The sequence below is a fragment of the Mesorhizobium kowhaii genome, from assembly GCF_042431665.1.
Classification (GTDB): domain Bacteria; phylum Pseudomonadota; class Alphaproteobacteria; order Rhizobiales; family Rhizobiaceae; genus Mesorhizobium; species Mesorhizobium kowhaii.
The window spans coordinates 348094-373372 of sequence record NZ_JBHLYT010000176.1 but is presented as its reverse complement, the minus strand read 5'-3'; the positions used below and the strand labels follow the sequence as shown (position 1 = coordinate 373372).

The window sequence follows — 25279 nt, the reverse complement described above, 5'->3', positions numbered from 1 at the left end:
CAATTAGTTGGATGCACGATCCACAAAGATCAAGGGGCCAGTACAAATCCGCTCCTCCAACTTGCCCGTAAGTGACACATTTGCGACGGCAAGACCGGGCGCAGCCGCAAAACCCTGAGCGACAGCAAAACGGCGCCTTGCGGCGCCGTTTCAGAATTCCGCTGCGGGCTCATGTCAGGCGCTGACATTGCCCTTCTTTTCCTTCTGTTCGGAATAGATGTAGAGCGGCCGGGCGCTGCCGGTCACCACCTCTTCCGAAATCACCACTTCGCGCACGCCTTCGAGCGCGGGAAGTTCGAACATCGTGTCGAGCAGGATCGCTTCCATGATCGAGCGCAGGCCGCGCGCGCCGGTCTTGCGCTCGATGGCGCGCTTGGCGATCGCCGACAGGGCGTTCTCGTGGAAGGTCAGGTCGACATTCTCCATCTCGAACAGCCGCTGATACTGCTTGACCAGCGCGTTCTTCGGCTCGGTCAGGATCTGGATCAGCGCCGGCTCGTCAAGATCCTCCAGCGTCGCCAGAACCGGCAGACGGCCGACAAATTCGGGGATAAGGCCGAATTTCAAGAGATCCTCGGGCTCGACCAGGCGGAAGACATCGCCGGTGCGGCGATCCTCGGGCGAAGCGACGATGGCGCCGAAGCCAATCGAGGTTTTTCTGCCGCGATCCGAGATGATCTTGTCCAGCCCGGCGAAGGCGCCGCCGCAGATGAACAGGATGTTGGCGGTGTCTACCTGCAGGAATTCCTGCTGCGGATGCTTCCTGCCGCCCTGCGGCGGCACGGAGGCGACGGTGCCTTCCATGATCTTCAGCAGTGCCTGCTGCACGCCCTCGCCCGACACGTCGCGGGTGATCGAGGGATTGTCGGACTTGCGCGAAATCTTGTCGATCTCGTCGATGTAGACGATGCCGCGCTGCGCCCGCTCGACATTGTAGTCGGCCGACTGCAACAGCTTGAGGATGATGTTTTCGACATCCTCGCCGACATAACCGGCTTCGGTCAGCGTCGTCGCATCAGCCATGGTGAAGGGCACGTCGATGATGCGGGCCAGCGTCTGCGCAAGCAGCGTCTTGCCGCAACCGGTCGGGCCGATCAGCAGGATGTTCGACTTGGCCAGCTCGACATCGTTGTTCTTGCCGGCATGCGCGAGGCGCTTGTAGTGGTTGTGGACCGCCACCGACAGCACGCGCTTGGCGTAGGGCTGACCGATGACATAGTCGTCGAGAACCTTGAGGATCTCCTGCGGAGTCGGCACACCCTCGCGCGACTTCACCATCGAGGTCTTGTTCTCCTCGCGGATGATGTCCATGCAGAGCTCGACGCACTCGTCGCAGATGAAGACCGTCGGACCGGCGATCAGCTTGCGCACTTCGTGCTGGCTTTTGCCGCAAAACGAGCAGTAGAGCGTGTTCTTGGTATCGCCGCTGTTGTTGCCGACCTTGCTCATTTTCCTGTCCTTTCATGGCCGCCCGCCGATGGTCTGGCTGAAAGGGCGCATACTCTATCTATCGCGGGAATCCGCCGCCACCAGTCTCCCGGCTTTCCCGCAACGCATTCCGTACGAAACACAAATCAGAAAACGTGGCAATGATTCGCGGCAGCCCCGCATAAAGCTAAGCCGCCGAAACTCAACATAGCCTTAACGTAGGCAATCCTGTCCGCCGAGGGAACAGCCAATTGTGGCCGAAATGCCGCAAGATGCGCCAAAAGCGCGTGATGCCGCCATCCAACTGCCAACTAGCCCTTATGCCACAGCGCTTTCTGCCGCCTCGCGCGACGAAATGACCTTGTCGATGAGGCCGAAATCCCTGGCTTCGTCGGCGGTCATGAAATGGTCGCGGTCGAGCGTCTTCTCGATCTCTTCGTAGCTTTTGCCGGTGTGCTTGACGTAGACCTCGTTGAGGCGACGCTTCAGCTTGATGATGTCCTGGGCATGGCGCTCGATGTCGGACGCCTGGCCCTGGAAGCCGCCGGAAGGCTGGTGAACCATGATGCGGGCGTTCGGCGTGGCGAAGCGCATGTCCTTGTGGCCGGCGGTCAGGAGCAGCGAGCCCATCGAGGCCGCCTGGCCGATGCAGAGCGTCGACACGGCCGGCTTGATGAACTGCATGGTGTCGTAGATCGCCATGCCCGAAGTGACGACGCCGCCCGGCGAGTTGATGTAGAGGTTGATTTCCTTCTTCGGATTCTCGGCTTCGAGGAACAAAAGCTGCGCGCAGACCAGCGTCGCCATGCCGTCCTCGACCGGACCGGTGATGAAAATGATGCGCTCCTTGAGGAGGCGCGAGAAAATGTCGTAGGCCCGCTCGCCGCGATTGGTCTGTTCGACCACCATCGGAACGAGGTTCATGTAGGTTTCGACGGGGTTCTTCATGGATTGTCTCTTATCTCGCGGTGGGATTCCGGCGCCGGGAAGACAGGCAGATCGGGCAGAATCGGTTCTGGATCGTCGTTCTGTAAATAGGATGTCGGCTCATCCTTGTGCAAGGCCGACCCCTCCTAGCCATCTGGGTAAGTCGAATCAAGGTTACATTCGCGGGATTCATCGACCCGCGTCGTCATCGTTCGGCGACGTCATCACCATCCGTAGCAATTTCTTAACCGCATTGCTTAACGAAATACGGCAAATTCCCTTCCCCCAGACACCGCTTCCCCTACAATCCAACGTTGAACCGTCATTGTGCCGTTCAACAGGGGGAGTGTCATGTTCAGGAAAACCGCATGCTTCACCATTGCCGGGCTGACCATGCTCGGCACGATTTCTCAAACGGCCGCCGGCGGCCGCGCCGTCGAATGCTATGAACCGGTCCGCACGCCGGCTGTCTACGACACCGTGTACGAAGACGTGCTGGTCAGCCCGCCCGGCCAGCAGGTCGACTATGTTCCCGCCATCTATGGCACCCGCGAACGCGTGGTGATGACGGTTCCGGCACAAGTGACCTACGAGGTCGTGCCTGCCGTCACCCGCACCGTCTACCACACGGTCCAGGTCGATGATGGCGGCTATTCCTGGGAATGGCGCGTCATCCATGGCCGCAAGGTGCTGTGCAAGATCTGGCACAAGGCGCGCTACGGGCGTGTCGCCGAGACCGTGGTGATACAGCCCGAACGGACACGGCGCATCGTCACCCCGGCGCAGTACGACAGCATCGCCGAGGAGGTGCTGGTGCAGCCGGAGCAAAGGCGCATCATCAATGTTCCCGCCTCCTACCAGACCGTTGCACGGCGCGTGGTGGTCCGCGAAGGTTCATCCGGCTGGCGGCGCGTGCATATTCCCAGGCATTGCCAGGATTAGGCTCGGTCCGGGCTGAGCGCTCAGGCCACCTCCGCCCGCAGCCATGCCTTCAGACCGGCGACGTCGCCATCACCAATGGCGGCAGCAACGCGCCGGCCGACCGCCGCGCCGAATTTGTAGCCATGGCCGGAGCAGGCCGAGACGATCAGGCATCTGCCCTTCTCAAGCGCCAGGAACCTCTCGTCGGCGGTGAAGGTGTAGGCGCAGGTGACGACCTCGGTCACCCGGTACTCATCGATGCGGGCGATCGGTGGCGAAAACAGGTTGCGGATCGCCTCGCCCTCGCCCGCCACCGGGTCACGGTTCCAGTCGGCGTCGCTGGTCGGCACCCTGTGCAGCCCGGAACCGAATTTCATCCCAGCGCCGCCGGAAGGCGGGATCACGTAGCCGTCGACCGTACCGCCAATATCGAGGACGACCGGTGCCGCCTCCCAGGCCGCCTTGAGGTCGGCCGGCGGTTCGACATAGGCAAGTGCCGTTCGATAGGTCTTCAACTCGCCATCCAGTTCCGGAAACAGTTTCAACACCCAGGCGCCGGCAGCGACGACGATGCGATCGGCCTGCATCGTTTCGCCGCTTTCGAGCACGACGTGACCGGCTTCGGTATCGACTTCGACGACCTTGCTGTTTTCGTAGACATTGGCGCCGTTGGTCCGCAGCCATTTGGCGAGGCCGGAGGCGATCTTGCGGCAATGCAGCGCGCCGCCCTCGGTCGAAAAATAGGCGTAGCGGAACGAGCTGGCTTCAAGGAAAGGCCAGCGTTCAACGGCTGCCTCCGGCTCCAGCAATTCGAACGGAAAATTCCCCTCCTCCAGGCCCTCGCGATATTCCTCGGCCTCGTCGCCCGGCTCGCGCGAAATGCAGACAAAGCCGCGCGCATCGAGGTGGCTTTCACCGAGATCGGCCCACATCTCGTCCCAGGACTGATAAGCCTCGGTGATCAGCCGGCCATAGCCGGTACCGGCCCGGTAGGCGCGGCGGATGATGCGGTGATGGTCGCCTGATGCCGCCAGCGGGTTGGGAATCGGTCCCTGCTCGACGATGGAAACGCTGTGGCCGGCCTTGACCAGCGACCACGCGGTGGAAAGACCGGCAATGCCCGCGCCGACAACGATCACATTCATCAGTTCAGTCTTTCCGCAGCCGTATGGCTGGCTCAACGCATTGGGCTGCCAACGTTTTGCTCACTGGCCGCAACATACGGTCTGGAACCAGGCTGGCAAGCCGCGCTATTGGTCTGGCATGACCAAATTGACGCCCCCCGCCCTGGCCTTTGATCCAGCCACTCGCCACCTGAGGCTGGACCCGCATGAGCCTGCCTTTTTTCAAAATCCTTACGAGGCCTATGCCTGGCTGCACGGCGCATCGAATGCATTCTTCTGGGAAGAGTTCGGCTTCTGGTGCTTTGGCGGTTTCGACGACGTCAACCGGCTGCTGCGCGACCGCCGCTTCGGCCGCCAGAACCCCGCTGGGATTCCAGACAGGCGCGGCATCGGACAGGATCGCAGCCATCTCAGGGCGTTCGACGGCATCGAAGCCAATTCGTTGCTGGAGCTGGAGCCACCGGTGCACACGCGGCTGAGAACATTGGTCAACCGTGCCTTCGTCTCGCGCCAGGTCGAACGGCTGCGGCCGCGTGTCGAAGCGCTCGCCAACGAACTGATCGACCGTTTCGAATCGGACGGAGCCGTCGACCTCTTGCCGGCCTTCGCAGCGCCGCTGCCGATCACCATCATTGCCGAAATGCTCGGCGTGCCGGTCGAGATGGGGCCGCAACTGCTCGACTGGTCGCACCAGATGGTCGCCATGTACATGCATGGCCGCACGCGCGAAACCGAGGAGACAGCCAACCGCGCCGCCGGCGATTTTGCCGATTTCCTGCGTGGCTATGTCACCGAGCGGCGCAAGAACCCCGGTGATGACCTGCTGTCGCTGCTGATCTCGGCGCAGGAGGACGGCCAAAAACTGTCGGAGGACGAGATGGTGTCCTCGGCAATCCTGCTGCTCAATGCGGGCCATGAAGCGACCGTGCATCAGACCGGCAATGCGGTCCGCTCGGTCCTGGCGCAAGGTGGCGACCCGCGTCGCTTCTTCACCTCACCCGAAGCGACCGCGGCAACGGTCGAGGAATGCCTTCGCTTCGATGCGCCGCTGCACATGTTCACGCGCTACGCCTATCAGGAAATCGAAATCGCCCCCGGCATCGTCGTGCAGCCGGGCCAGACGATCGGGCTGCTGCTTGGCATGGCCAATCATGACCCGCGCGCCTTCGCCGAACCGCTCGCCTTCAGCCCCGATCGTGCGGACCAGAAGAACGTATCCTTCGGCGCCGGCATCCATTTCTGCATCGGTGCGCCGCTCGCCCGGCTCGAATTGCAGGTGTCGCTGAAAACCTTGTTCGACCGGCGCCCCAAGCTCCATCTTGCCGAACAGCCGCCCTTCCGCGACACTTACCACTTCCATGGGCTGGAAACGCTCGCCGTCGGCTTCTGACGATCACGGGCCTGGGGCTGCGACATGAGGATGTTCTCGAGACCGGCGACAGCGTTCGCAGTGGCATTGCTATGTGCATGCCTGGGGGTGGCGCACGCCCAACAACAGCCGGAAAACATCCCGTGGGAAAACAGCGTGGCGATCGCCCAGAAAATGGCGGCCGGTCTGCTGGAGCGGCAGACCGGATCGAAGGGCTTCCCGCCGACATCCTTTGCGGTCGAGGTCGATCTCAACCTCGACGGCTTTCCGGAGATCTTCGCCTATCGCCATGAACCGGACTGCGACGGCGTCCATTGCGGCAACTTCCTGTTCGTCCTCGAAGGCGACAGCTATCAGGAGGTCCTCGGCGACATTCCCGGTGCAAGGCTGGTGCCGCAGGACAAGATCGGGCTCAGCGCCTTCAAGCGGAACGGTTTTCTCGACATCCAGTCCGACCAGATGATGATCGGTTGGGACGGCAAGCGCTATGTCGACGCCTCCACATTTCCTGCCTCGTCGCTCGATGGCGCCGCCTTCATGGCGGCTTGCCGGAAAAGCAAATCCAACGAGCAACCGGCGGAGGGCGAAGCTGAACGCGTGAGCGCTGAATGCCGATGCCAATTCAACCGGTTTCAGGTAACCGGCTTCACGCAGCCCGATCTCGATATGTACACCGCGTCGCTGGGCGAGAATTTCGAATATCCGACGGGCGCGAAAGAGATTGCCTGGCAAGCCCTTCTGAAGAATGCCGAGGATGTCGGCACCGGCTGCGATGTCGCCAGCGGCAAGAGCCAATGGCCGCCGGCCTATTTCAATCATGGCGACCAGCCGCAGCAGAAGCTGAACTTCGAGGGCTTCCTCGATGCCTGTCCGGCACAGGATTTCATCCTCACCAACCATAAGATTGGCTCACCGGACCGTGCGCTCAGCCTTTGCGGCTGCCTTGCGCGCGAGATGCCCACCCAGGGCATCAGCCAGGAGGGGCTCGATCTCCTTGTGCAGTATTATCGCAACGAGATTTCCGACGCCGAAATCGAGGCACAGGACGCCGACGCCCTGACCTTCCACGACAAGGCGTCGGAGGCTTGCCTCAGCCAGTTCCCGGCGAAATAGCATGGCGACGGTCTACCTGACATGAGCGAGTGGAAATTCGCCTTCCTGGAAGAGCCGCCATTCTGCTTTACCGGTGCATCGGGCGAGGTCTCAGGCTGTGACGTCGAGCTTGCGCGCAGGCTCGGCGAAATGCTCGGATTGGCGAGCTTCAAGCCGATCGAGACCGAATTCGCTGAATTGCTGCCAGGGCTGGTCGAGGGTCGCTGGACCATGACGACCGGCCTGTTCGTCTCCGAAGAGCGCCAACGGCTTGTCGACTTCACACGGCCGATCTGGGCGCTGCAGGATGGGTTGCTGGTCGCGAAAGACAATCCACGCGGCTTTCGCGGCTACCAATCCATTGCCAGGGACCGGACGGGGTTGCTTGGCGTCATAACCGATCAGGTCCAGCATCTCACGGCGCTGCACAACGGAATTGCGCCGGAGCAGATCAGGATGTTCGCAACGCAGGCCGATGCGGCGGACGCAGTGGCCAACGGCATGGTGCACGCCTATGCCAGCGTTGCGATGGCGCATCGAGGCTATCTGACCCGGCGGCCCGAAATGCCGCTTGGCCTTGTCGAGGTTCCCGCCAGCGAAAAACAGCCATCGGCCGGCGCCTTCGCGATCGCCAAGGGCAACAGCGCCCTGCTCCAGCGAATTGATGCTTGCCTTGATGAATTGCTGGGCAGCGACTGGCACCGGCAGATGATGGCGCGATACGGATTTTCGGACAGCGATATCGATCGCGTCGTCTGATCCGCCCTGGATGCCTGTTTTTATGCATGTCGTTCTCCCAAAACCGGGGCCACTTTTGGGCGACATGCATTAGAGCTTGATCACATACTCCTTGCGCGTCGTTTCAAGCACTTCCCAGCTGCCCTTGAAGCCGGGCCTGAGCACAAAGCTGTCGCCGGCCTTGACGGTGCGCGCCACGCCGCCTTCTTCAGTGACCACCGAAACGCCGGACAGTATGTGGCAGAACTCCCATTCGTCGTAGGCGATGCGCCATTTGCCCGGGGTCGATTCCCAGATGCCGGCATAGAGGCTGTCCCGCTCCTCGACATTCCAGGTGCGGAATTTCGGATCGCCCGAGATCAGACGATCCGGCGCCGGCGCGCCAGATTCGGGTTCGACGTTTTTGGTGTCGACGGAAAGAAATGCGGTCATGATCGATCAGACCTTGGCAAGCGCCTGTTCGAGGTCGGCGACGATGTCGTTGACGTCCTCGATGCCGATGGAAAGCCGCACCGTGTCCGGACCGGCTCCGGCCTTGACCTTCTGCTCGTCGGAAAGCTGGCGGTGCGTGGTCGAGGCTGGGTGGATGACCAGCGACTTGGTGTCGCCGACATTGGCCAGGTGCGAAAACAGTTCCAGCGCCTCGACGAATTTGACGCCGGCGTCATAGCCGCCCTTGAGGCCAAAGGTGAATACGGCGCCGGCGCCTTGCGGCGAGTATTTTTTCTGCAGCGCGTTGTTCTTGTCGCTCGGCAGGCCGGGATAATTCACCGAGGCGACCTTGGGGTGGTTGGACAGCCAGGCGGCAACCGTCACGGCGTTGTCGCAGTGGCGCTGCATGCGCAGCGGCAAGGTTTCCAGGCCGGTCAGGATGAGGAAGGCGTTGAACGGTGAGATCGCCGGGCCGAGGTCGCGCAGGCCAAGCACGCGCGCGGCAATGGCGAAAGCGAAATTGCCGAAGGTTTCGTGCAGGATGAGGCCGCCATATTCAGGGCGTGGTTCCGACAGCATCGGGTATTTGCCCGACTTCGACCAGTCGAACGTACCGCAGTCAACGATGGCGCCACCGATCGAATTGCCGTGACCGCCGATGAATTTGGTCAGCGAATGGACGACGATGTCGGCGCCGTGCTCGATTGGCCGGATCAAGTAGGGCGAGGCCAGCGTGTTGTCGACGATGAGCGGCAGGCCGTGCTTCCGGGCGATGTCGCCGATCTTCTCGATGTCGACAAAGGTGCCGGCCGGATTGGCGAGGCTCTCGATGAAGATCGCCTTGGTCCTGTCGTCGATCTGGCTTTCGAAGGTCGAGATGTCATTGGTGTCGGCCCAGCGCACCTCCCAGCCATAATTCTTGAAGGCATGGCCGAACTGGTTGATCGAACCGCCATAGAGCTTGTTGGCGGCGACGAAATTGTCGCCCGGCTGCATCAGATTGTGGAACACAATCACTTGCGCGGCATGGCCGGAGGCGACCGCAAGCGCCGCCGTGCCGCCCTCGAGGGCCGCGATGCGCTCTTCGAGCACTGCCTGCGTCGGGTTCATGATGCGGGTGTAGATGTTGCCGAAGGCCTTCAGCCCGAACAGCGAGGCGGCATGATCGGCATCGTCGAAGACGAAGGAGGTCGTCTGGTAGATCGGCGTGGCGCGGGCGCCGGTGGCCGGGTCGGGCTTGGCGCCGGCATGGACGGCGAGCGTATTGAAACCGGGCGTGCGGGTCATAAAAGCCTCCCTTTTTGAAACTCTTGAAATGGCCGGGCATTCTTGGCGAAGCCCGGGCGCGAATGCAAAGAAGAAAATGCCCTTCGGCGAACGATCTGCGGCCGAAACGCGAGAAAATGCACCGACTTACGGAATAATTTGCTTCTACTTTTGGCGCACACCAAAACTCTGGAATCCGGGGCGCATCAGCGGCTTCTTCGACGACAAGACGCCGGAATTGACGCCGGTCCAGCCGATCTCGCCGGAGAGCTTGCCGTATTCGATCTTGGGGCAGCGGTTCATCACCACCTTGATGCCGGCGGCCTCGGCGCGTGCGGCTGCCTCGTCATGGCGCACGCCAAGCTGCATCCAGAGGACTTTCGGCAGGGGATCGAGCCGCAACACCTCATCGACAATGCTCGGCACTGCCGTCGCCGCGCGAAAGACGTCGACCATGTCGATCGGTTCGGGAACGTCGGCCAGCCTGGCATAGGTCATCCGGCCGAGGATTTCCTTGCCGGCCTGGCCAGGGTTGATCGGAAACACCGAAAACCCCTTGGCCTGCAGATATTTCAGCACGAAATAGCTTGGCCGCACGTCATTGGCGGACGCGCCGACCATGGCGATGGTCTTCACCGAATTGAGGATGCCGGCAATGTAGGTGTTGTCGTAACTATCGTGGTTCATGCGGCTTCCTGCGGTAGTGATAGCGGTAAAGTTCACGGCTGAATCCAAGCGAAGCATAGAGCGCACGGCCCGGCGCATTGTCGGCCACCACCTGCAGGCATGCGGCGTGAGCACCTGCCCGTCGCGCCCAGTCGATCAGGCCGCCGACTGTCTTGCGGCCCAAGCCTTGCTGCCTGAAGCGGCCGTCGGTTTCAACCGATTCCACCACAAGCAGCCCATTGCGGATGACGCCATAGGCCAGGGCGGCAATTTCGCTGTCGCGTTCGCACGACACGAACGCCCGGTCGCCGACGATCAGCCCGGTCATCTCGCGAAAGACGCGGCGATCGGCGTCATCATAGGTGCCAATGCGGAACCGCGCTGCAAGCCAGTTCTCGCCTGGCACCTCGGAAACCACGACCTGTCCGTCGCGGACTTCGGCAAGCTCGTTGATCCCGGCATAGAGGTGGATTGTCCCGCCTTCGAGCTGGTAACCGCGATGATCGAGCGCGGTTTCGAGCTCGTCGGCGATATCAGGCACCCGGAACAGCGGCGTCTGGCCATGGCCAACATAGAAGGACTCGGCGGCTTCGATCACCTTGTCAGGCGTACCGCGCTCGCCGCGCAATGGGTTCGCGGAATTGGTGCGTCGGATCCGGCCGCCCGAGCGCCGCAGAAGCCAGCCATCCGCGACCGTCTCGACGGTAGCCGGCCAGCCTTCGCGACAGGCCTGCTCGATGCGCCAATTGAGGTCATCGTCGCAGACCGTCACGCGTCATCCTCCCTCAGCGCTTCCTCCATAAACGCCTGCGGATCGGTGCAGAAGTCGCGCATCATGCGAAAATGGTCGGTATCGCTGAAATCGGTCGGGTCGAGACCGAAGCGGCTGATGCGGAACAGCCGCGCGCCGGGACAGGCCATCAGCAGTGGCGAGTGCGTCGCCATGATGACTTGCGCGGTGCCCGACTGGTCCATCCGCCGCAGCATTTTGAGCAGCTCGATCTGGCGCGATGGCGAGAGCGCGCTCTCGGGTTCGTCGAGGATGTAGATGCCTTGTCTGCGGCAGCGCTCCTCGAAGAAGCGGATGAACCCCTCGCCATGCGACCAGGACAGGAAGTCCGGTGGCGCCCCGCCAGATTCCCTAGCTGCCTCGTCGAGGTAACGGGCAACGGAATAGAAGGATTCGGCGCGGAAGAACCAGCCGGCGGTGACCTTCGGCAGCCAGTGGCAACGAAAACTGTCAGCCAGCGCGGCGCCGCTCTTGTCGATGGCACGAGAATGGTCGACCGGCCTGTAGCCCTTGCCACCACCGGCTTCGTCGTAACCGGCGAGCGCGCCGATCGCCTCGAGCAGCGTCGATTTGCCGGTGCCGTTCTCGCCGACGATGATGGTGATCGGCGTGGTGAATTCGAGTTCGAAATCGTGGCCGCGAAACAGCGGCAGGTTCCAGGGGTATTTTTCCCAATCCTCGACCCGCTCCGGGTCAAGCAGGATGCGCTTGAGGTAGGGTGCCTTGAGCCGTGTCAGCTGCTTGCGATAGGCCATCAGCCAGGCAGGGAAATCGTGCCGTCTTCCGCGATCGGAAAGGCCGGATTGTGCGCCACTTCCCAGACATGCCCGTCGGCATCGGCGAAATAGCCGTACCAGCCGCCCCAGAAGGCACGGCCGGCTTGCTTGACGATACGGCCGCCGGCCTTCTCGGCCATGGCAAGCACCTCGTCGACTTCGGCATCGGAGCGGGTGTTGTAGGCGAGGTAGACGGCGGATGGCGCCCCGGCAAAGGCAATGCCGGAATCCTCCTCGGCGCTGGCGCGCGGGAACAGGCCGAGAATGGCGCCGCCCATCTGGAAGAAGGCGACACCGTCGGTGATGCGGGCATGACGGGTCAGGCCCATCGCCTCGTAGAAGCGCACGGCGCGGTCGAGATCGTCGGTCGCGATGGTGACGATGGAGATGCGCGGTTCCACGACTACTCGTCCGTCCATTCCGGCTTGCGCTTGCCGATGAAGGCGCCAATGCCCTCCTCCGCGTCACGCGCCAGCATGTTCTCGACCATGATCCGGCCGGTATAAGCATAGGCGTCGGCCAGTCCCATCTCGGCCTGCGCGTAAAACGCTTCCTTGCCGGTCTTGATCACCAAAGATGATTTGGAAGCAATGGTTTGCGCGTATTTGGTGACAATCTGATTCAGATATTCGCGTGGCACGACGCGGTTGACCAGGCCGAACTCCTTGGCGGTTGCCGCATCGATCGTCTCGCCGGTCAACAGCATTTCCATCGCATGCTTGCGCGAGACGTTGCGCGACAACGCCACCATCGGCGTCGAGCAGAACAGACCGATGTTGACGCCTGGCGTGCAGAAGGTCGCTTCATGCGACGCGATCGCCAGATCGCAGCTGGCGACGAGTTGCAGCCCGGCGGCGGTGGCCAGGCCGTCGACTTCGGCAATCACCGGCAGGGGATGACGCACGATCGCCTGCATCAGCGTGGCGCAAGCCGCAAAGGTCTCTGCGAAGAAGGCCTTGCCACGATCGGCGTCGGCGCGCCGCGCCGTCATTTCCTTGAGATCGTGGCCAGCGCAAAACACCTTGCCGGCCGCCGACAGTACAATGACGCGAACCGCCTTGTCGGTCTTGGCACGCTCGAGTTCAGTCGTCAGCGCCGCCATCGCCGCCAGCGACAAGGCGTTGGCTGGGGGATTGGCGAGCGTCAGGCGCAGCACGCCCTTGTCCAGTTGTGCGACAACCGGACCGTCAACGGCGGCAGGCTTGATGGCGAGGATTTCAGCCATGGTCGTTTCTCCGCGATTCTGGATCATGGTTGGATGCTTCAATCTAGTATGCCATCACGCTTCGTCCAACACCCTCGAACAGATTGCTGGCACAAGCGACAAGGCTGCCCTGCATTTGTGCCGATGGCTTGGGATTGTCATCAATGACGGCTGACCGGTGTTGCCAGAATAGCCGGCCGCGTTCAAACAGGCGCACACAAGGGAGACCGCCATGCCCGCCCAGAGCAATCTCAAGCCGGTGCTGACCGCGGCAGACGTCAATGCGCTGATGGCCACCGTCTATCCCCAGCTCAACGACCAGTTCAAACATTACGAGGCGATCGACGTGTTTCCGGGCGGTTGCACCGTGCGGCTCAATGCCCACGAGCGGCATCTGCGCCCTGGCGGCACAGTGTCGGGTCCGTCGCTGTTCACGCTGGCCGATATCGGTGGCTATGTCTGCGTGCTCTCTCATGCCGGGCCGGACGCGCTTTCCGTTACCGTCAATCTCGACATCAACTTCGTCCGCAAGGCCGAGGCCGGGCCGATCGACGGCCATTGCCGCATCCTGAAGCTCGGCAAGAGCCTGATGGTGTTCGACATCGACATCGTCGCCGGCCCGGACGGACACACTGTGGCACACGCCACCGGCACCTATTCGATCCCGCCGAAGCGGTAGACGAATTCCTCTCGCCAATGTTTCCCAACGCAGGACCATCTGCGTCTGCTGCTATGCGTCTGCCGACAGCCCCAGGATTCGTAGCACCGTCTCGCGAATGAGGCGGCGCAAGTTTGCAGGTTTATCAAGATGGCTGGCGACCAGCAGTCCGTCGTTGGCAACAGTCAGGACATCGGCCGTGGTTTCGGGGTCCAGGCACCCGTCGGCTTCAAGCAGACCGAGCAGGAGGTCACGCTTCCATTGCCTATGCTCGTCAATCGCCTGCCGTACTGGATGGCTCGGCTCAGGATATTCGGCGGCAGCATTCAGAAACGGGCAGCCGCGGTAGCCAGGCTGAGCGGCGGCGTCCGCAACGAGATCAAAAATAGCCAGGATCGAATCCCGCGCCGATCGCTCGCTGATCTTGTCGATCATGGCCCTCCCTTGCCGGCTTTGGCCCTGAATGTAGGCGCGGACGAGTTCGTCCTTGGCCGGAAAGTACTTGTAGAAAGTGGCCTTGGCCACGCCCGCCTCGGCGATGATCCGGTCGATGCCGACCGCGTGCACGCCCTCGGCATAGAACAGGTTCGTGGCCGTATCGAGTATGCGGTTGCGCGCAGCACTCTCCCGGCCGATGTCAGTAGCGTGGTCCACCATATCGAATACCCTTTGACGTCAACCCTTTTCCGCCATACAGACAGACTTGTCTAGTTTCCGCCATACAGACAGACTTGTCTAGTAGACAAACCTGTCTGCTCTTGAACGAGAGGTGCCAAATGGGATCAGTTATCAGGGAAATGATAGTCGACGCATCGCCGGAGAAGGTCTGGCACACCGTAGGCAACTTCGCCGAGGGGCCGCGACTAACGACGCCAGATATTTTCGTGGACTGCCGGTTGATCGAGCCCGACTTGAGGCAAATGACCTTCGCCGACGGCAAGATCGTGCGGGAGAGGCTCATCGCCCGCGACGAACCGGCGCGCCGCATCGTCTGGGCGTGGCAAGGGGTAGAGGTGAAGCACGACAACACCTCGATGCAGGTCTTTGCCGAGAGTAATGGACGCAGCCGGCTGGTATGGATTCATGACACATCGCCGGACGACCTTTGCGACTGGCTTGCCGTCGCGATGGACCAGCTTGCGCCCGAGATACGCCGCTCGCTCGAAAGAGCCAACTGAAGACCCCAGCCGGCCAAGGGACGTTCCGGCCATGCCCCGGAACGTTCATTCTTGCGGTATTATAATACCTCACTACTAACCCATTGTTTTTGCCTGATCTTTTTGGAATATTCTAGAAACTGCGGACTTGACGTGCCCCCTCACCCTCGCCTATAAGCCCTCACGAAGCAGCGGCCCGCAAAGGCCGCGGTTTTGTTATTGGCGGCGGGCAGCGCTTTTCGCCAATCCAAGCAACAAGAAACGCCTTTCCTTGTGAAGGTCCGAACCGAAAGCAGAAAATATGACAACCTTTTCGCAGAAGCCTGCGGATGTGGTGAAGAAGTGGATCCTGATCGACGCCGAGGGTCTCGTCGTCGGCCGTCTCGCCACTGTCATCGCCAATCATCTTCGCGGCAAGCACAAGCCGACCTTCACCCCGCATGTCGACGACGGCGACAACGTCATCGTCATCAATGCCGACAAGGTGGTGTTCACCGGCAAGAAGTTCACCGACAAGGTCTATTACTGGCACACCGGCCACCCCGGCGGCATCAAGGAGCGCACCGCGCGCCAGCTGCTCGAGGGTCGTTTCCCCGAGCGTGTCGTCGAGAAGGCCGTCGAGCGCATGGTGCCGCGTGGCCCGCTCGGCCGTCGCCAGATGAAGAACCTGCGCGTCTATGCAGGTGCAGAGCATCCGCATGTCGCCCAGCAGCCCGAGATTCTCGACGTGGCCGCGCTGAATTCCAAGAACAAGAAGGTCGCATAAGATGGCTGAGCTTTCCTCGCTCGCAGAACTGGGCGCCGCCACCGGCAACACCAACACCCAGCCGGCTGCCCCCGTCCACGTCCAGAAGCTCGACAAGTCGGGCCGCGCCTATGCCACCGGCAAGCGCAAGAACGCCATTGCGCGCGTCTGGGTGAAGCCCGGTTCCGGCAAGATCGTCGTCAACGACAAGGAATTCGCGACCTATTTCGCGCGTCCGGTCCTGCAGATGATCCTCAACCAGCCGATCATTGCGGCCAACCGCTCGGGCCAGTACGACATCGTCGCCACTGTCATCGGCGGCGGCCTTTCGGGCCAGGCCGGCGCTGTGCGTCACGGCATCTCCAAGGCGCTGACCTATTACGAGCCGACGCTGCGCGCCGTGCTCAAGAAGGGTGGCTTCCTGACCCGCGACAGCCGCGTCGTCGAGCGCAAGAAGTACGGCAAGGCGAAGGCCCGCCGCTCGTTCCAGTTCTCGAAGCGCTAAGCGCACCGCAGCTTCAGACAATCAAAAGGCCGCCTCCGGGCGGCCTTTTTCTTTTGGGGTGCCGACGCCGGCGCAGTTCATGCCTGGCGCCAGGTCTCAGGGTCTGCCGCCCTTGATGAAGTCGATGAACGCCCGCAGCGGGGCCGGCACGAGGCGGCGGCCGGGATAATAGAGGAACGGCCCGGAGAAGTTCTGCCACCACGGTTCGAGAATGGGCTCAAGCGCGCCGCTCTCGAAGTGAGGGCGAAGCCAGCCCTCGAAGAGGCCGATGATGCCGGTGCCGGCTATGGCCGCATCGACGGCCAGATCGGTCGCCCCGCCGATCCGCACGATCAGCGGCCCCGTCGGATCGATCCGCACCACCTCACTGTTGCGCTCGAACTCCCACGGCAACATCGCGCCGCTGGCAAAGCGGCCGCGCACACAGGCGTGGCCGAGCAGGTCACTCGGGTGTTCTGGCCGCCCATGGCGATCGAGATAGGCGGGGCTGGCGGCAGTGGCGAAGCGTTGCACGCGCGGTCCAATCGGCACCGCGATCATGTCCTGTTCCAGCCGCTCGTCATAACGGATGCCGGCGTCGCAGCCGGCCGCCAGCACGTCGACAAAGTTCTCATCGGCGATCACCTCCAGCCGGATGCCGGGAAAGGCGGCGAGGAAGCCCGGAACAATGTCGGGCAATATCAGCCGCGCGGCACTGACCGGCACATTGAGACGCAACGAGCCCGCCGGCCTGTCGCGGAAGCCATTCACCACGTCGAGGGCCGCCTCCACCTCCGACAGCGCCGGGCCGAGCCGCTCCAGCAGGCTGAGACCTGCCTCGGTTGGGACAACGCTGCGCGTCGTGCGGTTGAACAGTCTGACGCCGAGCTGCACTTCCAGGCGACGCACCGCCTCGCTCAAGCCGGAGGCGCTGCCGCCGCTGGCACGCGCACCGTCGCGAAAGCCGCCGGCGCGGGCCACCGCCACGAAGGCGTTCAGATCACCGAGGTCCATCATTGTGCGCAATTCCGTACAGCCTGTGTGGATTGTACCTGATTATCACGAAGTTGAGCAGCGCCTATCTTTGTCTCCTCAAAGGAGATCACTCATGTCTGATATTCAACAGGCCGGCACCTTCACCCTTGGCAGCCATACTGTGAAGCGGCTTGGCTACGGCGCCATGCAACTCGCCGGACCCGGTGTGTTCGGCCCGCCCAAGGACCATGACGCGGCAGTGGCGGTGCTGCGTGAAGCCGTTCTGCAGGGGGTCGACCACATCGACACCAGCGACTTCTATGGCCCGTACGTCACCAACCGGCTGATCCGCGAGGCGCTGGCGCCCTACCCCCAGGATCTCGTCATCGTCACCAAGATCGGCGCCCGGCGCGGCACGGATGGATCATGGCTGCCGGCCTTTTCCGCCGAAGCGCTGACCCAGGCTGTGCACGACAATCTGCGCAATCTCGGGCTCGAGGTGCTCGACGTGGTCAACCTACGGATCATGTTCGATACCCATGGTCCCGCCGAAGGGTCGATCGAAGCGCCGCTCACCGTGCTGGCCGAGCTTCAGCGGCAGGGCCTGGTCAGGCACATCGGGCTGAGCAACGTGACATCGACTCAGATCAAGGAAGGACGCCGGATTGCCGAGATCGTCTGCGTCCAGAACCAGTACAATCTGGCGCATCGCGGCGACGACGCCCTGATCGACGACCTCGCCCGTGACGGCATTGCCTATGTCCCGTTCTTCCCGCTCGGCGGCTTCAATCCGCTGCAGTCTTCGACACTGTCCGACGTGGCGCGGCGCCTCGGCGCCACCCCGATGCAGGTCGCGCTCGCCTGGCTGCTGCGTCGCGCGCCCAACATCCTGCTGATCCCCGGCACGTCTTCGGTCGGGCATTTGGAGGAAAACCTCGCAGCAGCAGAACTCGCGCTGCCGGAGGATGCGCTCAGGGAATTGGACGGCGTGGCAATGGTAGCCTGACGGCGAACGACCCGCTGCGCAGTTTCACTCGCGCAAGGCCGCTATCTCGGATTTCCTAGAGCGGTTCATCGTTTCACGGAAACGCAGAACCGCTCTATCTCTCTTTGTTTTGGCACAATTCCCAAGGGAAAACGCCATGCGCTTTCCCGGGAAAACCGTTTCACACTTTTCCTGGAATTACTCTAATTGATGCTCGCCGCGTTGGCGGGCTCAGCCGGCCGCGCCTCGTCGGCATAAGGCACGCGGTAGCCATTCGCCGCCAGCCAGTCGATTGCCGCCTTCGGCTCGTCGGTCTGGATGATGGTGGCGCCGCGGTCGGCCCAGAAGCCCCAGCTTTCGCGCGGCAGGCTGGCCTTGACCGCCAGTTCGTCGCCGCGGCCGCCGGCCAGGAAGCCGCCCGGCTTGTTGACGATGGCGTAGGTGTCGGCCCAGATGTGCCAGTTGCCCCGCACCGCGGCCGCGCGCATGCGCGTGCTGAACAGCGGTCCGCCGGTCTCGGTCAGCGTCTCGGCACCTGCCCGCCAGTTGATCAGCTCGGTCGCGCGCGGCGAGAAGACGTGGTCGACCGTCTCGGCGAAAGCGGCATCGTGCACCGCGTCGTCAGCGATGATCGGCATGAACTGGAAGCCACCGCCAATGGCATCCATGGCGGCCTTCACCGTGGCAATCCGGGTGGCGTTCCACAGGTTCTCCTTGACGATGACCTGTTCGGCCATGCCGAGATCGCGAGCCACAGCAATCATGCCGAAGAGGTCGCCGACCTCGAGCTTATTGTCGAGGTTGATGAGGATCCTGTCCCTGGTCGCCAGCAGCATCTCGCGCAGCGTCGAAACTGTCTCATTGGTGGCGACGCCGGTACCCTCAACCACCAATCGGCAGGTCTTCAGTTCGGCCAGCGTCCGCTTGACCACCTCACCCTTGCAGGTCGTGGTGCGGTCGAGCCAGCTGTCATGCATGATGACGAACTCACCGTCCTTCGAGCGCCTGATGTCGACCTCGACGATTTCGGCGCCCATGGCGATCGAGCCCTCCACGGCCGCGATCGAATTTTCCGCATAGAGCGTCTTGCCGGCCTGCATGCTGCCGGCGCGATGCGCGGCAATCATGACGTGGTCGCGCCATTGGTTGGCCTGTTCGAAGCGGTCGAGGATCTGCCTGGCGCGGGTTTCTGCGGCCGATGATTGGCCAGAGGCGGCGGCAAGTGCCGCGGAAAGCAGAAGGCTTAGCCAGATGGTCCGCATCGAGAATCGCTCCTTGCCGGATCGAAACCCGAATAGGCGATGCCCGTGACAGCCCGGTGAACGAAGCCGGCTAGAGGATGTCTTGTTTGAGCATGATCTTTTCCGAAAACCGGCTTCCACTTTTCAGGATCATGCTCGCGGGATCTCTGGTTTGAGCTTGATCCCTTCCGAAAACCGACGTCCACTTTTCGGGATCATGCTCGCGTCAAATGCGTTTCGAGAGCCGGCGGAACCAAGCCATGGCCGGCATTTCGACGAAACGCCAGGTGATCCAGGAGGCGGCGATGGTGGCGAGAAGCATGACGACGATCGCCACGGCCCCTGTCCCCCCGGCGCCGAAGCCGGTCGCGGGCTGGCCGCGTAGCACGATGTCGCCGATCAGGCCCAAGCCGAGCTTGCGCTCGACGAGCCCGGCGACGTTGATCATGCGCGCCTGGACGAAGATGTGGACCATATAGATCGAGTAGGACAGTGCACCGAGCGTCAGCATGAACGGGGTTCTGAGCAAGGCGCTGATCCAGCCGCCTTCATGGGCGAAGAGAAACAGCGCCAGCGCGAACACCAGGGGTGCCGCGATGCCGAAATCATTGTCGCCGGCCAGCGAGACAAAAAGCACGATGACGGCGACCATGACGATCTCGGCAAGGGTCCAGGCCATGAGCGGGCCGGCCTTGGCCAGGGCCTGTCGCGCCCTTGCAATGGAATCATGCTGAAACCAGGCAAGCAAGGCGCCGAGCGAGAAGCCGTACAGGCAGCGGATGAAGCCGAAATCGAAGGACACATCCATATGATGGGTCGAGAAGCCAAGCAGGAACAGCGGCGCGGTGACGGCAGCGCCGACGAACCATATCCAGGCGTTCGCTCCGGCGGCGAAGACCACACCCGCAAACAGCAGATAGGCGAAGAACTCCGCGGAAATGCTCCAGCTTGGCGCATTCCAGGTCAGTTGATCCTCGAAGCCGACGCCTTGCAGCAAGAGAAGATTGGCGAGCAGACTCCTAGGGTCGAAACCACCGGTGAAGGGAGCAGCCCCGGTGCCATGCAGTTGCGGCAACACCAGCCGCAGCAACTCGAAGCCGGCAAAGCCGGCCAGCATGAGCAGGTGCAGCGGGTAGATGCGGCCGAAACGGACCAGGGCGAAGCGAGCCACCTCCTTCGGCTGGCTCAGCCGGTTGCCGTAGCTGCTGGCGATGACGAAACCGGAAAGGACGAAGAAGAAGTCGACGAAGAGGTAGGACGAACCGATGAAGGCGCTTTGCGAAATCGTCGAACCGGTCGGGAAGTGAAACAGCGCCACCAGCAGCGCGCAGATACCGCGCCACGAATCGAGAACCAGGAAGCGTTCGCCGGCGATCGTGCCGGTGTGGGTCGACACCACGGCGCGGGGAGGATTAAGAAACGCCGTCTGCGTCATGGTGATACAAATCCTGTTTTGTCATGGCACTCCAGGGGCGCCATTTCGTCTCGCCAAGCTGTGACTGGCATCTTCCGTGCCGGTTCTGTAGTTGTTGCACCCCGATGAAAAACGAGGATCCGTAATGGCGACCAACAACATCGACCATGCCTTCACCGCCCGCTCCAAAACGGGCGCTGCCCTCGAGCCGACCTATTCCGGCGCGCTGTCTTTCATGCGGCGCAAATACACGAAGGACGTGAAGGGCGCGGACGCTGTGGTATGGGGCATTCCCTTCGACGCCGCCGTCACCAACCGGCCCGGCGCCCGCTTTGGGCCGCAGGCGATCCGCCGCGCCTCGGCGATCCTCGACAATGACCCGCAATACCCGTTTTCACGCGATCTGTTCGAGCATCTCGCGGTGGTCGACTATGGCGATTGCCTGCTCGACTCAGGCAACCACCAGAAGACGCCCGGCACGATCGAGCGCGAAGCGGCGAAGATCCTCAAATCCGGCGCCTTCCTGTTGTCGCTCGGTGGCGATCATTTCGTCACCTGGCCGCTGCTCAAGGCGCATGCCGCCATCCACGGCCCGCTCGCCCTGGTGCAGTTCGATGCCCACCAGGATACCTGGCCGGACGATGGCAAACGCATCGACCACGGATCCTTCGTCGGCCGCGCCGTCAAGGAAGGCATCATCGATCCCGACCGCTCGATCCAGATCGGCATTCGCACTCATGCGCCCGACACGTTCGGCATCAAGATCCTCTACGGCCACGAAATCGAGGAGATGCGCGCGTCCGACATCGCGTACGCCATCGTCGACCGCACCGGCGGCAAGAAGACCTACCTCACATTCGACATCGACTGCCTCGACCCGGCCTACGCGCCCGGCACCGGCACGCCGGTTGCCGGCGGGCCGTCCTCGGCAAAAATCCTGTCGACGCTGCGCCAGCTCAACCAGATCGATATTGTCGGCGCCGATATCGTCGAGGTTGCGCCGGCCTATGATCACGCCGATATAACGGCGATTGCCGGCTCGATGGTGGCGATGCAGTATCTCGGTCTGCTGGCCGAACGAAAGGCCCGGCTTGAAGAGCTGAACAACGGCAACCACAACGGTGCCGCGGTGAATCACGGTCAGGGCATATAGTGTTGAAATATCAGGGAATTTGATCAGGCAATGAAACCGAAAATCTTCATCGACGGCGAGCACGGCACCACTGGTCTGCAGATCCGGGCGCTGCTTGCCGAGCGCGGCGATCTGGAGATCATCTCCGTTCCCGCCGAGCGCCGCAAGGAAACGGCCGCGCGCGCCGAGTTCCTCAATGCCGCCGATGTCGCGATCCTGTGCCTGCCCGATGACGCGGCGAAGGAAAGTGTCTCGCTGATCGCCAACGACACCACCAAGGTCATCGATGCGTCGACCGCGCATCGCGTAGCCGAAGGCTGGGCGTATGGCTTCGCCGAGATGGACAAGGCGCAGGCAAAGACGATCGCCTCGGCCAAGCGCGTCGCCAACCCCGGCTGCTGGCCGCAGGGACCGATCGCGACGCTGCGGCCGCTGGTCACCGCCGGCCTGCTGCCGGCGGATTTCCCGATCACGGTCAATGGCATTTCCGGCTATTCGGGCGGCGGACGGCCGATGATCGAGGATTATGTCGCCAAGGGAGAGGACGCCTCGGAGTTCCTGCCCTATGGCCTCACCTTGCAGCACAAGCACGTGCCGGAACTGAGGGCCTATGCCAGGCTGTCGCATGATCCGATCATGCAGCCGGCGGTCGGCAATTTCGCACAAGGTATGATCACGGTGGTGCCGCTGCAGCTTGGCGGTCTCGACCATGTACCGACGGGTGCGGAGCTTCATGCGGCGATTGCCGACCATTTCGCCGCCATCGAGGGCGGTGTGGTCGAGGTCGCGCCCTATGCGCATCTGGAGCGCATGCCGGACATCGATCCGGAGATCTACAACGGCACCAACCGGATGAAGGTCTACGTCTTCGCCAACGACAAACGGGCGCAGGCGCTGCTGCTGGCGGTCTATGACAATCTCGGCAAGGGCGCCTCGGGTGCCGCCGTGCAGAACATGGACCTGATGCTCGGCCTCTGATGGACGCGCCTGTCTTTCCGACGCGCTGGAGGGTCAGCGCGCCCGAACTCATCGCCGAGACCTTTTCGAGCCGCATCTGGAAGGTGCGACGCGAGGATGGTTCGCCGGCAATCGTCAAGGCGCTCAAGCCTTTCGATGACGTCGCCGACGAATTGCGCGGCGAGCATTATCTCGCCTGGCGGCGCGGCGAAGGCGCGGTCCGCCTGCTTGGCCGTGACGGCCACAGCATGCTGCTCGAATATGCCGGTGAAACCCTGCTGCAACAGGTTCTCGGCGAACAGGGCGACAACGCCGCGACCGCAATCGCGGCGGATGTGATGGCAAAACTGTTTTCGCCTTGGAAAGACCCCTTCCCGCCGGAGCTTCAGCCGCTCAGGGAGCGGTTTTCAAGCCTGTTCGGGAAAGCCGCGACCGACCGCGACGCCGGCCATGACAGTCTCTATGTCGAGGCCGCCGTCATCGCCGATCGGTTGCTGGCCGATCCACACGATATCAGGCCCCTGCATGGCGACCTGCATCACGACAACATCCTGCATGGGCCGCGGGGCTGGCTGGCGATCGATCCGAAGGGCGTGCTTGGCGATCCCGGCTTCGACGCCGCGAACATGTTCTACAACCCGCTCGACCGGGACGAGCTTTGCCTCGATCCGGAGCGCATCGCAGATATGGCCGAGGTCTTTGCCAGAACGCTGGGCCAGGCTCCGCCAGTCATTCCGGATCACGCCATCGCCTATGGCTGCCTGTCGGCGTCCTGGCATCACGAGGACGACAATCCGGTCGAGGAGAACCGCGAGTTGTCGATCGCGGCGGCGATCCCGGCGGTGCGGCCAATTTTCTGATCTCGGAGGTCGGCGCCAGTAACGGCTTGTTCACCATGATGGGCTACTGACGTGCCGTGGCTCCATCAGGGATTTGTCATGGTCAGCGCGATTTCGGGTTCCTCCCAGGCAACCCAGTATTCCTCGTCCAGTTCATCGAGCAATGCAGCCCAGGAGGCCGCGCTCGAAAAGCAGATCCAGGACTTGGAAGACCAGGCCAAGGCGATCAAGGATCAGGTCCAGGCCGCCCAGGTGCAGCAGGATATCGCTGTCGCCCAGGCCAAGCTTGACGCACTCAGGGCCGCCGACGCCGACAAGGCTGCCAAGGCCGCTCAGAGCCAATCAACGCCATCCGCCGCAGCTTTGCGCCAGGCGGAGTTCGACGGCGAGAAGACGACATCGTCAAACGAATTCTGGATGTAACCGGCAGATCGGCTCGGGATCAGCTCCTGAGCGCGATTTCGTGCGGCAAGGGATAGGCACCCTTGGTGCCGCGCCAATGCGCGGCGGCAAAGCCCAGCACGATGAGCGCAAACCCCTGATGGGTCAGCGCCATGTGCAGCGGCACATGCATCAGCAGCGTGCCGATGCCGATCGAGGCCTGCACCAGCACCAGCACAAACAGCAGTGTCGCGCGGCGGGCATGCGTTGTTTCAGGCAGCCGCCGACGCGTGGCGATCAGGTGCCACAAGGCGACAACGAACACCGTATAGGCGCCGAGCCGATGGACGAATTGCACCGTTTTCGGGCTTTCGAAGAAATTGCGCCATGCCGGCTCGAGGATCAGCAAATCACCAGGGATCAACTTGCCGTCCATCAGCGGCCAGGTGTTGTAGCTCAGGCCGGCGTCGAGCCCGGCGACCAGCCCGCCGAGATAGATCTGGATCAACGCCAACAGCACGATGAAGCCGGCCAGCCTCTGCGTCGACCGATCGGCGGCAGGTTCGGAATGCGGCGCCAGCCCACGCGCCACGACCATGGTCGCGGTAAAGATCAGCGCTGCCAGCGTCAGGTGGGTCGCCAGCCGGTACTGGCTGACCGAGACCCGGTCGACCAGTCCCGAGGCCACCATCCACCAGCCGATGGCGCCTTGCAGGCCGCCAAGCAAAAGGATGCCCACGAGTTTTGGCCCGAGGCCTCGTTCGATGCGGCGCGTCGCCCAGAAGAACAGCAGCGGCAAGCCAAACACCAGGCCGACGCTGCGCGCCAGGATGCGGTGCACCCATTCCCACCAGAAGATCGACTTGAACGCCTCGATGCTCATGCCCTTGTTGAGCTCGGCATATTGCGGGATCTGCTGATAGAGTTGGAATTCCTCTTGCCACTCGGCGTCGTTGAGCGGCGGTATCACGCCGTGGATCGGCTTCCACTCCGTGATCGACAGGCCGGCACCGGTAAGCCTGGTGGCGCCACCGACCAGCACCAGCGCAAACAGCACCAGCACCACCACATAGAGCCAGCCGCGCAGCAGCGCCCGGTTGTGCAGGTCGCGGTCGCGGGCCGCGAAAGGCGCGGCAGCTGATATGGCAGCCATGATCTTGTCCCGGCAGGTTGGTTTCGCGGATTGGTGGACCATCGCACCCGTGCTGGCAAGACCAGGCGGCGCGGCACGCCGTCGCGCCGCGTCTCACCGGTTGCACAGGATCGCGTCAAGGCCTATGCGAAGCCAACACTGAGCTCGCCGGGACCTCCGAGTTTCCCGGCAGTCTTGGACCAGGAGGCCAACCATGCCCGTGCGCCTGAAAAAGCTGATCGGAACGTTTCTGCTGGTGGCGCTGGTCATCATCTACGCGCTGGTCGCATCGATCGTCGCGGTCGCCCGGCTGTCGGAATCGAGCCCGTGGGTGCATTTCCTGTTCTTCCTGCTCAGTGGCTTGCTGTGGGTGCTGCCAGCGATGGGCATCATCAAGTGGCTGATGCTGGAGCCGCCGGCGAAGCGCTGAACTGGAACACAGATCT

General features: G+C 62.6%; 29 protein-coding genes. 14 read left to right on the top strand and 15 right to left on the bottom strand.

Translation table 11 applies throughout. From position 1 onward, the window contains the following. Window positions 1-174: 174 nt before the first annotated feature. Window positions 175-1449 (bottom strand): ATP-dependent Clp protease ATP-binding subunit ClpX, encoded by a 1275-nt coding sequence (gene clpX, locus ACFFNA_RS38835; RefSeq protein ID WP_111545683.1) that lies wholly within the window; start codon window positions 1447-1449, stop codon window positions 175-177. Window positions 1450-1746: 297 nt separating this feature from the next. After that, window positions 1747-2376, bottom strand: coding sequence for an ATP-dependent Clp endopeptidase proteolytic subunit ClpP (clpP, locus tag ACFFNA_RS38830; RefSeq protein WP_111545684.1), 630 nt, complete (start codon window positions 2374-2376; stop codon window positions 1747-1749). Between the two features lie 330 nt (window positions 2377-2706). Between clpP and ACFFNA_RS38825 the strand changes: the two genes are divergently transcribed. Next, window positions 2707-3297, top strand: coding sequence for a hypothetical protein (locus tag ACFFNA_RS38825; protein WP_378925523.1), 591 nt, complete (start codon window positions 2707-2709; stop codon window positions 3295-3297). Between the two features lie 20 nt (window positions 3298-3317). On the opposite strand, the gene ACFFNA_RS38820 is transcribed toward ACFFNA_RS38825, so the two are convergent. Then, window positions 3318-4421: an NAD(P)/FAD-dependent oxidoreductase gene (locus ACFFNA_RS38820; protein WP_378925521.1), complete on the bottom strand. Its 1104-nt coding sequence runs from the start codon at window positions 4419-4421 to the stop codon at window positions 3318-3320. A gap of 118 nt (window positions 4422-4539) precedes the next feature. Here ACFFNA_RS38820 and ACFFNA_RS38815 point away from each other — a divergent pair, with 118 nt between their 5' ends. The 3 genes from ACFFNA_RS38815 (at window position 4540) to ACFFNA_RS38805 (ending at window position 7620) form a co-directional block, all read left to right on the top strand. Next, the gene (locus ACFFNA_RS38815; RefSeq protein ID WP_378925519.1) at window positions 4540-5790 is read left to right on the top strand and encodes a cytochrome P450; all 1251 of its coding nucleotides are present in this window, start codon (window positions 4540-4542) and stop codon (window positions 5788-5790) included. A gap of 135 nt (window positions 5791-5925) precedes the next feature. Further along, window positions 5926-6882, top strand: coding sequence for a hypothetical protein (locus ACFFNA_RS38810; protein ID WP_378925517.1), 957 nt, complete (start codon window positions 5926-5928; stop codon window positions 6880-6882). Between the two features lie 21 nt (window positions 6883-6903). Continuing rightward, on the top strand, window positions 6904-7620 hold the full coding sequence (locus tag ACFFNA_RS38805; protein ID WP_378925515.1) for a transporter substrate-binding domain-containing protein: 717 nt from the start codon (window positions 6904-6906) through the stop codon (window positions 7618-7620). Between the two features lie 69 nt (window positions 7621-7689). Here ACFFNA_RS38805 and ACFFNA_RS38800 read toward each other — a convergent pair whose 3' ends face one another. The 7 genes from ACFFNA_RS38800 to ACFFNA_RS38770 form a co-directional block, all read right to left on the bottom strand. Beyond that, window positions 7690-8031 (bottom strand): cupin domain-containing protein, encoded by a 342-nt coding sequence (locus ACFFNA_RS38800; protein ID WP_378925513.1) that lies wholly within the window; start codon window positions 8029-8031, stop codon window positions 7690-7692. 6 nt (window positions 8032-8037) lie between these two features. After that, window positions 8038-9318: an O-acetylhomoserine aminocarboxypropyltransferase gene (locus ACFFNA_RS38795; RefSeq protein WP_378925511.1), complete on the bottom strand. Its 1281-nt coding sequence runs from the start codon at window positions 9316-9318 to the stop codon at window positions 8038-8040. A gap of 144 nt (window positions 9319-9462) precedes the next feature. Next, window positions 9463-9984: a CoA-binding protein gene (locus ACFFNA_RS38790; protein ID WP_378925509.1), complete on the bottom strand. Its 522-nt coding sequence runs from the start codon at window positions 9982-9984 to the stop codon at window positions 9463-9465. Beyond that, window positions 9971-10735, bottom strand: coding sequence for a GNAT family N-acetyltransferase (locus ACFFNA_RS38785; RefSeq protein ID WP_378925507.1), 765 nt, complete (start codon window positions 10733-10735; stop codon window positions 9971-9973). The genes ACFFNA_RS38790 and ACFFNA_RS38785 overlap by 14 nt, the downstream gene beginning before the upstream one ends. Next, window positions 10732-11508: an AAA family ATPase gene (locus ACFFNA_RS38780; RefSeq protein ID WP_378925505.1), complete on the bottom strand. Its 777-nt coding sequence runs from the start codon at window positions 11506-11508 to the stop codon at window positions 10732-10734. The genes ACFFNA_RS38785 and ACFFNA_RS38780 overlap by 4 nt, the downstream gene beginning before the upstream one ends. Continuing rightward, window positions 11508-11930 carry a VOC family protein gene (locus ACFFNA_RS38775; RefSeq protein WP_378925503.1) on the bottom strand — a complete coding sequence of 141 codons (423 nt, stop codon included), beginning with the start codon at window positions 11928-11930 and terminating at the stop codon, window positions 11508-11510. The genes ACFFNA_RS38780 and ACFFNA_RS38775 overlap by 1 nt, the downstream gene beginning before the upstream one ends. A 2-nt stretch (window positions 11931-11932) precedes the next feature. Next, the gene (locus ACFFNA_RS38770) at window positions 11933-12754 is read right to left on the bottom strand and encodes an enoyl-CoA hydratase (protein ID WP_378925501.1); all 822 of its coding nucleotides are present in this window, start codon (window positions 12752-12754) and stop codon (window positions 11933-11935) included. Between the two features lie 211 nt (window positions 12755-12965). Between ACFFNA_RS38770 and ACFFNA_RS38765 the strand changes: the two genes are divergently transcribed. Continuing rightward, window positions 12966-13412, top strand: a complete 447-nt coding sequence (locus ACFFNA_RS38765) for a PaaI family thioesterase (protein WP_378925499.1) — start codon at window positions 12966-12968, stop codon at window positions 13410-13412. Window positions 13413-13463: 51 nt separating this feature from the next. Here ACFFNA_RS38765 and ACFFNA_RS38760 read toward each other — a convergent pair whose 3' ends face one another. Further along, on the bottom strand, window positions 13464-14048 hold the full coding sequence (locus ACFFNA_RS38760) for a TetR/AcrR family transcriptional regulator (RefSeq protein WP_111545695.1): 585 nt from the start codon (window positions 14046-14048) through the stop codon (window positions 13464-13466). A gap of 119 nt (window positions 14049-14167) precedes the next feature. On the opposite strand from ACFFNA_RS38760, the gene ACFFNA_RS38755 reads away from it, so the two are divergent. From ACFFNA_RS38755 to rpsI, 3 genes are all read left to right on the top strand, one after another. Further along, a complete protein-coding gene (locus tag ACFFNA_RS38755) occupies window positions 14168-14569 on the top strand; it encodes an SRPBCC family protein (RefSeq protein ID WP_378925497.1) in 402 nt (133 codons plus the stop codon). A 280-nt stretch (window positions 14570-14849) separates the two neighbouring features. Then, a complete protein-coding gene (gene rplM, locus ACFFNA_RS38750; protein ID WP_111545697.1) occupies window positions 14850-15314 on the top strand; it encodes a 50S ribosomal protein L13 in 465 nt (154 codons plus the stop codon). 1 nt (window position 15315) lies between these two features. Next, window positions 15316-15798: a 30S ribosomal protein S9 gene (rpsI, locus tag ACFFNA_RS38745; protein WP_111545698.1), complete on the top strand. Its 483-nt coding sequence runs from the start codon at window positions 15316-15318 to the stop codon at window positions 15796-15798. Window positions 15799-15894: 96 nt separating this feature from the next. Here rpsI and ACFFNA_RS38740 read toward each other — a convergent pair whose 3' ends face one another. Beyond that, a complete protein-coding gene (locus tag ACFFNA_RS38740; RefSeq protein ID WP_111545699.1) occupies window positions 15895-16794 on the bottom strand; it encodes a LysR family transcriptional regulator in 900 nt (299 codons plus the stop codon). 91 nt (window positions 16795-16885) lie between these two features. On the opposite strand from ACFFNA_RS38740, the gene ACFFNA_RS38735 reads away from it, so the two are divergent. Further along, window positions 16886-17758: an aldo/keto reductase family oxidoreductase gene (locus ACFFNA_RS38735; RefSeq protein ID WP_378925494.1), complete on the top strand. Its 873-nt coding sequence runs from the start codon at window positions 16886-16888 to the stop codon at window positions 17756-17758. Window positions 17759-17940: 182 nt separating this feature from the next. Here ACFFNA_RS38735 and ACFFNA_RS38730 read toward each other — a convergent pair whose 3' ends face one another. Continuing rightward, window positions 17941-18999 (bottom strand): glycerophosphodiester phosphodiesterase family protein, encoded by a 1059-nt coding sequence (locus ACFFNA_RS38730; protein ID WP_378925492.1) that lies wholly within the window; start codon window positions 18997-18999, stop codon window positions 17941-17943. Between the two features lie 205 nt (window positions 19000-19204). Next, the gene (locus ACFFNA_RS38725) at window positions 19205-20413 is read right to left on the bottom strand and encodes an acyltransferase family protein (protein ID WP_378925490.1); all 1209 of its coding nucleotides are present in this window, start codon (window positions 20411-20413) and stop codon (window positions 19205-19207) included. A 124-nt stretch (window positions 20414-20537) separates the two neighbouring features. Here ACFFNA_RS38725 and speB point away from each other — a divergent pair, with 124 nt between their 5' ends. The 4 genes from speB to ACFFNA_RS38705 all read left to right on the top strand — a co-directional run bounded on the left by speB (window position 20538) and on the right by ACFFNA_RS38705 (window position 23743). Continuing rightward, on the top strand, window positions 20538-21545 hold the full coding sequence (gene speB / locus ACFFNA_RS38720; RefSeq protein WP_378925488.1) for an agmatinase: 1008 nt from the start codon (window positions 20538-20540) through the stop codon (window positions 21543-21545). A 30-nt stretch (window positions 21546-21575) separates the two neighbouring features. Further along, a complete protein-coding gene (argC, locus tag ACFFNA_RS38715; protein WP_111545703.1) occupies window positions 21576-22502 on the top strand; it encodes an N-acetyl-gamma-glutamyl-phosphate reductase in 927 nt (308 codons plus the stop codon). Continuing rightward, entirely contained in the window at window positions 22502-23341 is an 840-nt protein-coding gene (locus ACFFNA_RS38710; RefSeq protein WP_378925486.1) for an aminoglycoside phosphotransferase family protein, read from the top strand. Before argC ends, ACFFNA_RS38710 begins: the two co-directional genes overlap by 1 nt. 78 nt (window positions 23342-23419) lie before the next feature. Then, window positions 23420-23743, top strand: a complete 324-nt coding sequence (locus ACFFNA_RS38705) for a hypothetical protein (protein ID WP_378925484.1) — start codon at window positions 23420-23422, stop codon at window positions 23741-23743. 19 nt (window positions 23744-23762) lie between these two features. Here ACFFNA_RS38705 and ACFFNA_RS38700 read toward each other — a convergent pair whose 3' ends face one another. Then, window positions 23763-24854, bottom strand: coding sequence for a COX15/CtaA family protein (locus ACFFNA_RS38700; protein ID WP_378925482.1), 1092 nt, complete (start codon window positions 24852-24854; stop codon window positions 23763-23765). A 193-nt stretch (window positions 24855-25047) separates the two neighbouring features. Between ACFFNA_RS38700 and ACFFNA_RS38695 the strand changes: the two genes are divergently transcribed. After that, entirely contained in the window at window positions 25048-25263 is a 216-nt protein-coding gene (locus ACFFNA_RS38695) for a DUF2842 domain-containing protein (protein WP_378925480.1), read from the top strand. The last annotated feature ends 16 nt before the right edge of the window (window positions 25264-25279 follow it).

What these genes read in the sequence shown, in the direction of transcription:
- clpX (WP_111545683.1), bottom strand. Translation starts at nt 1,449, where the DNA reads ATGAGCAAGGTCGGCAACAACAGCGGCGATACCAAGAACACGCTCTAC.
- clpP (WP_111545684.1), bottom strand. Translation starts at nt 2,376, where the DNA reads ATGAAGAACCCCGTCGAAACCTACATGAACCTCGTTCCGATGGTGGTC.
- ACFFNA_RS38825 (WP_378925523.1), top strand. Translation starts at nt 2,707, where the DNA reads ATGTTCAGGAAAACCGCATGCTTCACCATTGCCGGGCTGACCATGCTC.
- ACFFNA_RS38820 (WP_378925521.1), bottom strand. Translation starts at nt 4,421, where the DNA reads ATGAATGTGATCGTTGTCGGCGCGGGCATTGCCGGTCTTTCCACCGCG.
- ACFFNA_RS38815 (WP_378925519.1), top strand. Translation starts at nt 4,540, where the DNA reads ATGACCAAATTGACGCCCCCCGCCCTGGCCTTTGATCCAGCCACTCGC.
- ACFFNA_RS38805 (WP_378925515.1), top strand. Translation starts at nt 6,904, where the DNA reads ATGAGCGAGTGGAAATTCGCCTTCCTGGAAGAGCCGCCATTCTGCTTT.
- ACFFNA_RS38800 (WP_378925513.1), bottom strand. Translation starts at nt 8,031, where the DNA reads ATGACCGCATTTCTTTCCGTCGACACCAAAAACGTCGAACCCGAATCT.
- ACFFNA_RS38795 (WP_378925511.1), bottom strand. Translation starts at nt 9,318, where the DNA reads ATGACCCGCACGCCCGGTTTCAATACGCTCGCCGTCCATGCCGGCGCC.
- ACFFNA_RS38790 (WP_378925509.1), bottom strand. Translation starts at nt 9,984, where the DNA reads ATGAACCACGATAGTTACGACAACACCTACATTGCCGGCATCCTCAAT.
- ACFFNA_RS38780 (WP_378925505.1), bottom strand. Translation starts at nt 11,508, where the DNA reads ATGGCCTATCGCAAGCAGCTGACACGGCTCAAGGCACCCTACCTCAAG.
- ACFFNA_RS38770 (WP_378925501.1), bottom strand. Translation starts at nt 12,754, where the DNA reads ATGGCTGAAATCCTCGCCATCAAGCCTGCCGCCGTTGACGGTCCGGTT.
- ACFFNA_RS38765 (WP_378925499.1), top strand. Translation starts at nt 12,966, where the DNA reads ATGCCCGCCCAGAGCAATCTCAAGCCGGTGCTGACCGCGGCAGACGTC.
- ACFFNA_RS38760 (WP_111545695.1), bottom strand. Translation starts at nt 14,048, where the DNA reads ATGGTGGACCACGCTACTGACATCGGCCGGGAGAGTGCTGCGCGCAAC.
- ACFFNA_RS38755 (WP_378925497.1), top strand. Translation starts at nt 14,168, where the DNA reads ATGGGATCAGTTATCAGGGAAATGATAGTCGACGCATCGCCGGAGAAG.
- rplM (WP_111545697.1), top strand. Translation starts at nt 14,850, where the DNA reads ATGACAACCTTTTCGCAGAAGCCTGCGGATGTGGTGAAGAAGTGGATC.
- rpsI (WP_111545698.1), top strand. Translation starts at nt 15,316, where the DNA reads ATGGCTGAGCTTTCCTCGCTCGCAGAACTGGGCGCCGCCACCGGCAAC.
- ACFFNA_RS38740 (WP_111545699.1), bottom strand. Translation starts at nt 16,794, where the DNA reads ATGATGGACCTCGGTGATCTGAACGCCTTCGTGGCGGTGGCCCGCGCC.
- ACFFNA_RS38735 (WP_378925494.1), top strand. Translation starts at nt 16,886, where the DNA reads ATGTCTGATATTCAACAGGCCGGCACCTTCACCCTTGGCAGCCATACT.
- ACFFNA_RS38730 (WP_378925492.1), bottom strand. Translation starts at nt 18,999, where the DNA reads ATGCGGACCATCTGGCTAAGCCTTCTGCTTTCCGCGGCACTTGCCGCC.
- ACFFNA_RS38725 (WP_378925490.1), bottom strand. Translation starts at nt 20,413, where the DNA reads ATGACGCAGACGGCGTTTCTTAATCCTCCCCGCGCCGTGGTGTCGACC.
- speB (WP_378925488.1), top strand. Translation starts at nt 20,538, where the DNA reads ATGGCGACCAACAACATCGACCATGCCTTCACCGCCCGCTCCAAAACG.
- argC (WP_111545703.1), top strand. Translation starts at nt 21,576, where the DNA reads ATGAAACCGAAAATCTTCATCGACGGCGAGCACGGCACCACTGGTCTG.
- ACFFNA_RS38710 (WP_378925486.1), top strand. Translation starts at nt 22,502, where the DNA reads ATGGACGCGCCTGTCTTTCCGACGCGCTGGAGGGTCAGCGCGCCCGAA.
- ACFFNA_RS38705 (WP_378925484.1), top strand. Translation starts at nt 23,420, where the DNA reads ATGGTCAGCGCGATTTCGGGTTCCTCCCAGGCAACCCAGTATTCCTCG.
- ACFFNA_RS38700 (WP_378925482.1), bottom strand. Translation starts at nt 24,854, where the DNA reads ATGGCTGCCATATCAGCTGCCGCGCCTTTCGCGGCCCGCGACCGCGAC.
- ACFFNA_RS38695 (WP_378925480.1), top strand. Translation starts at nt 25,048, where the DNA reads ATGCCCGTGCGCCTGAAAAAGCTGATCGGAACGTTTCTGCTGGTGGCG.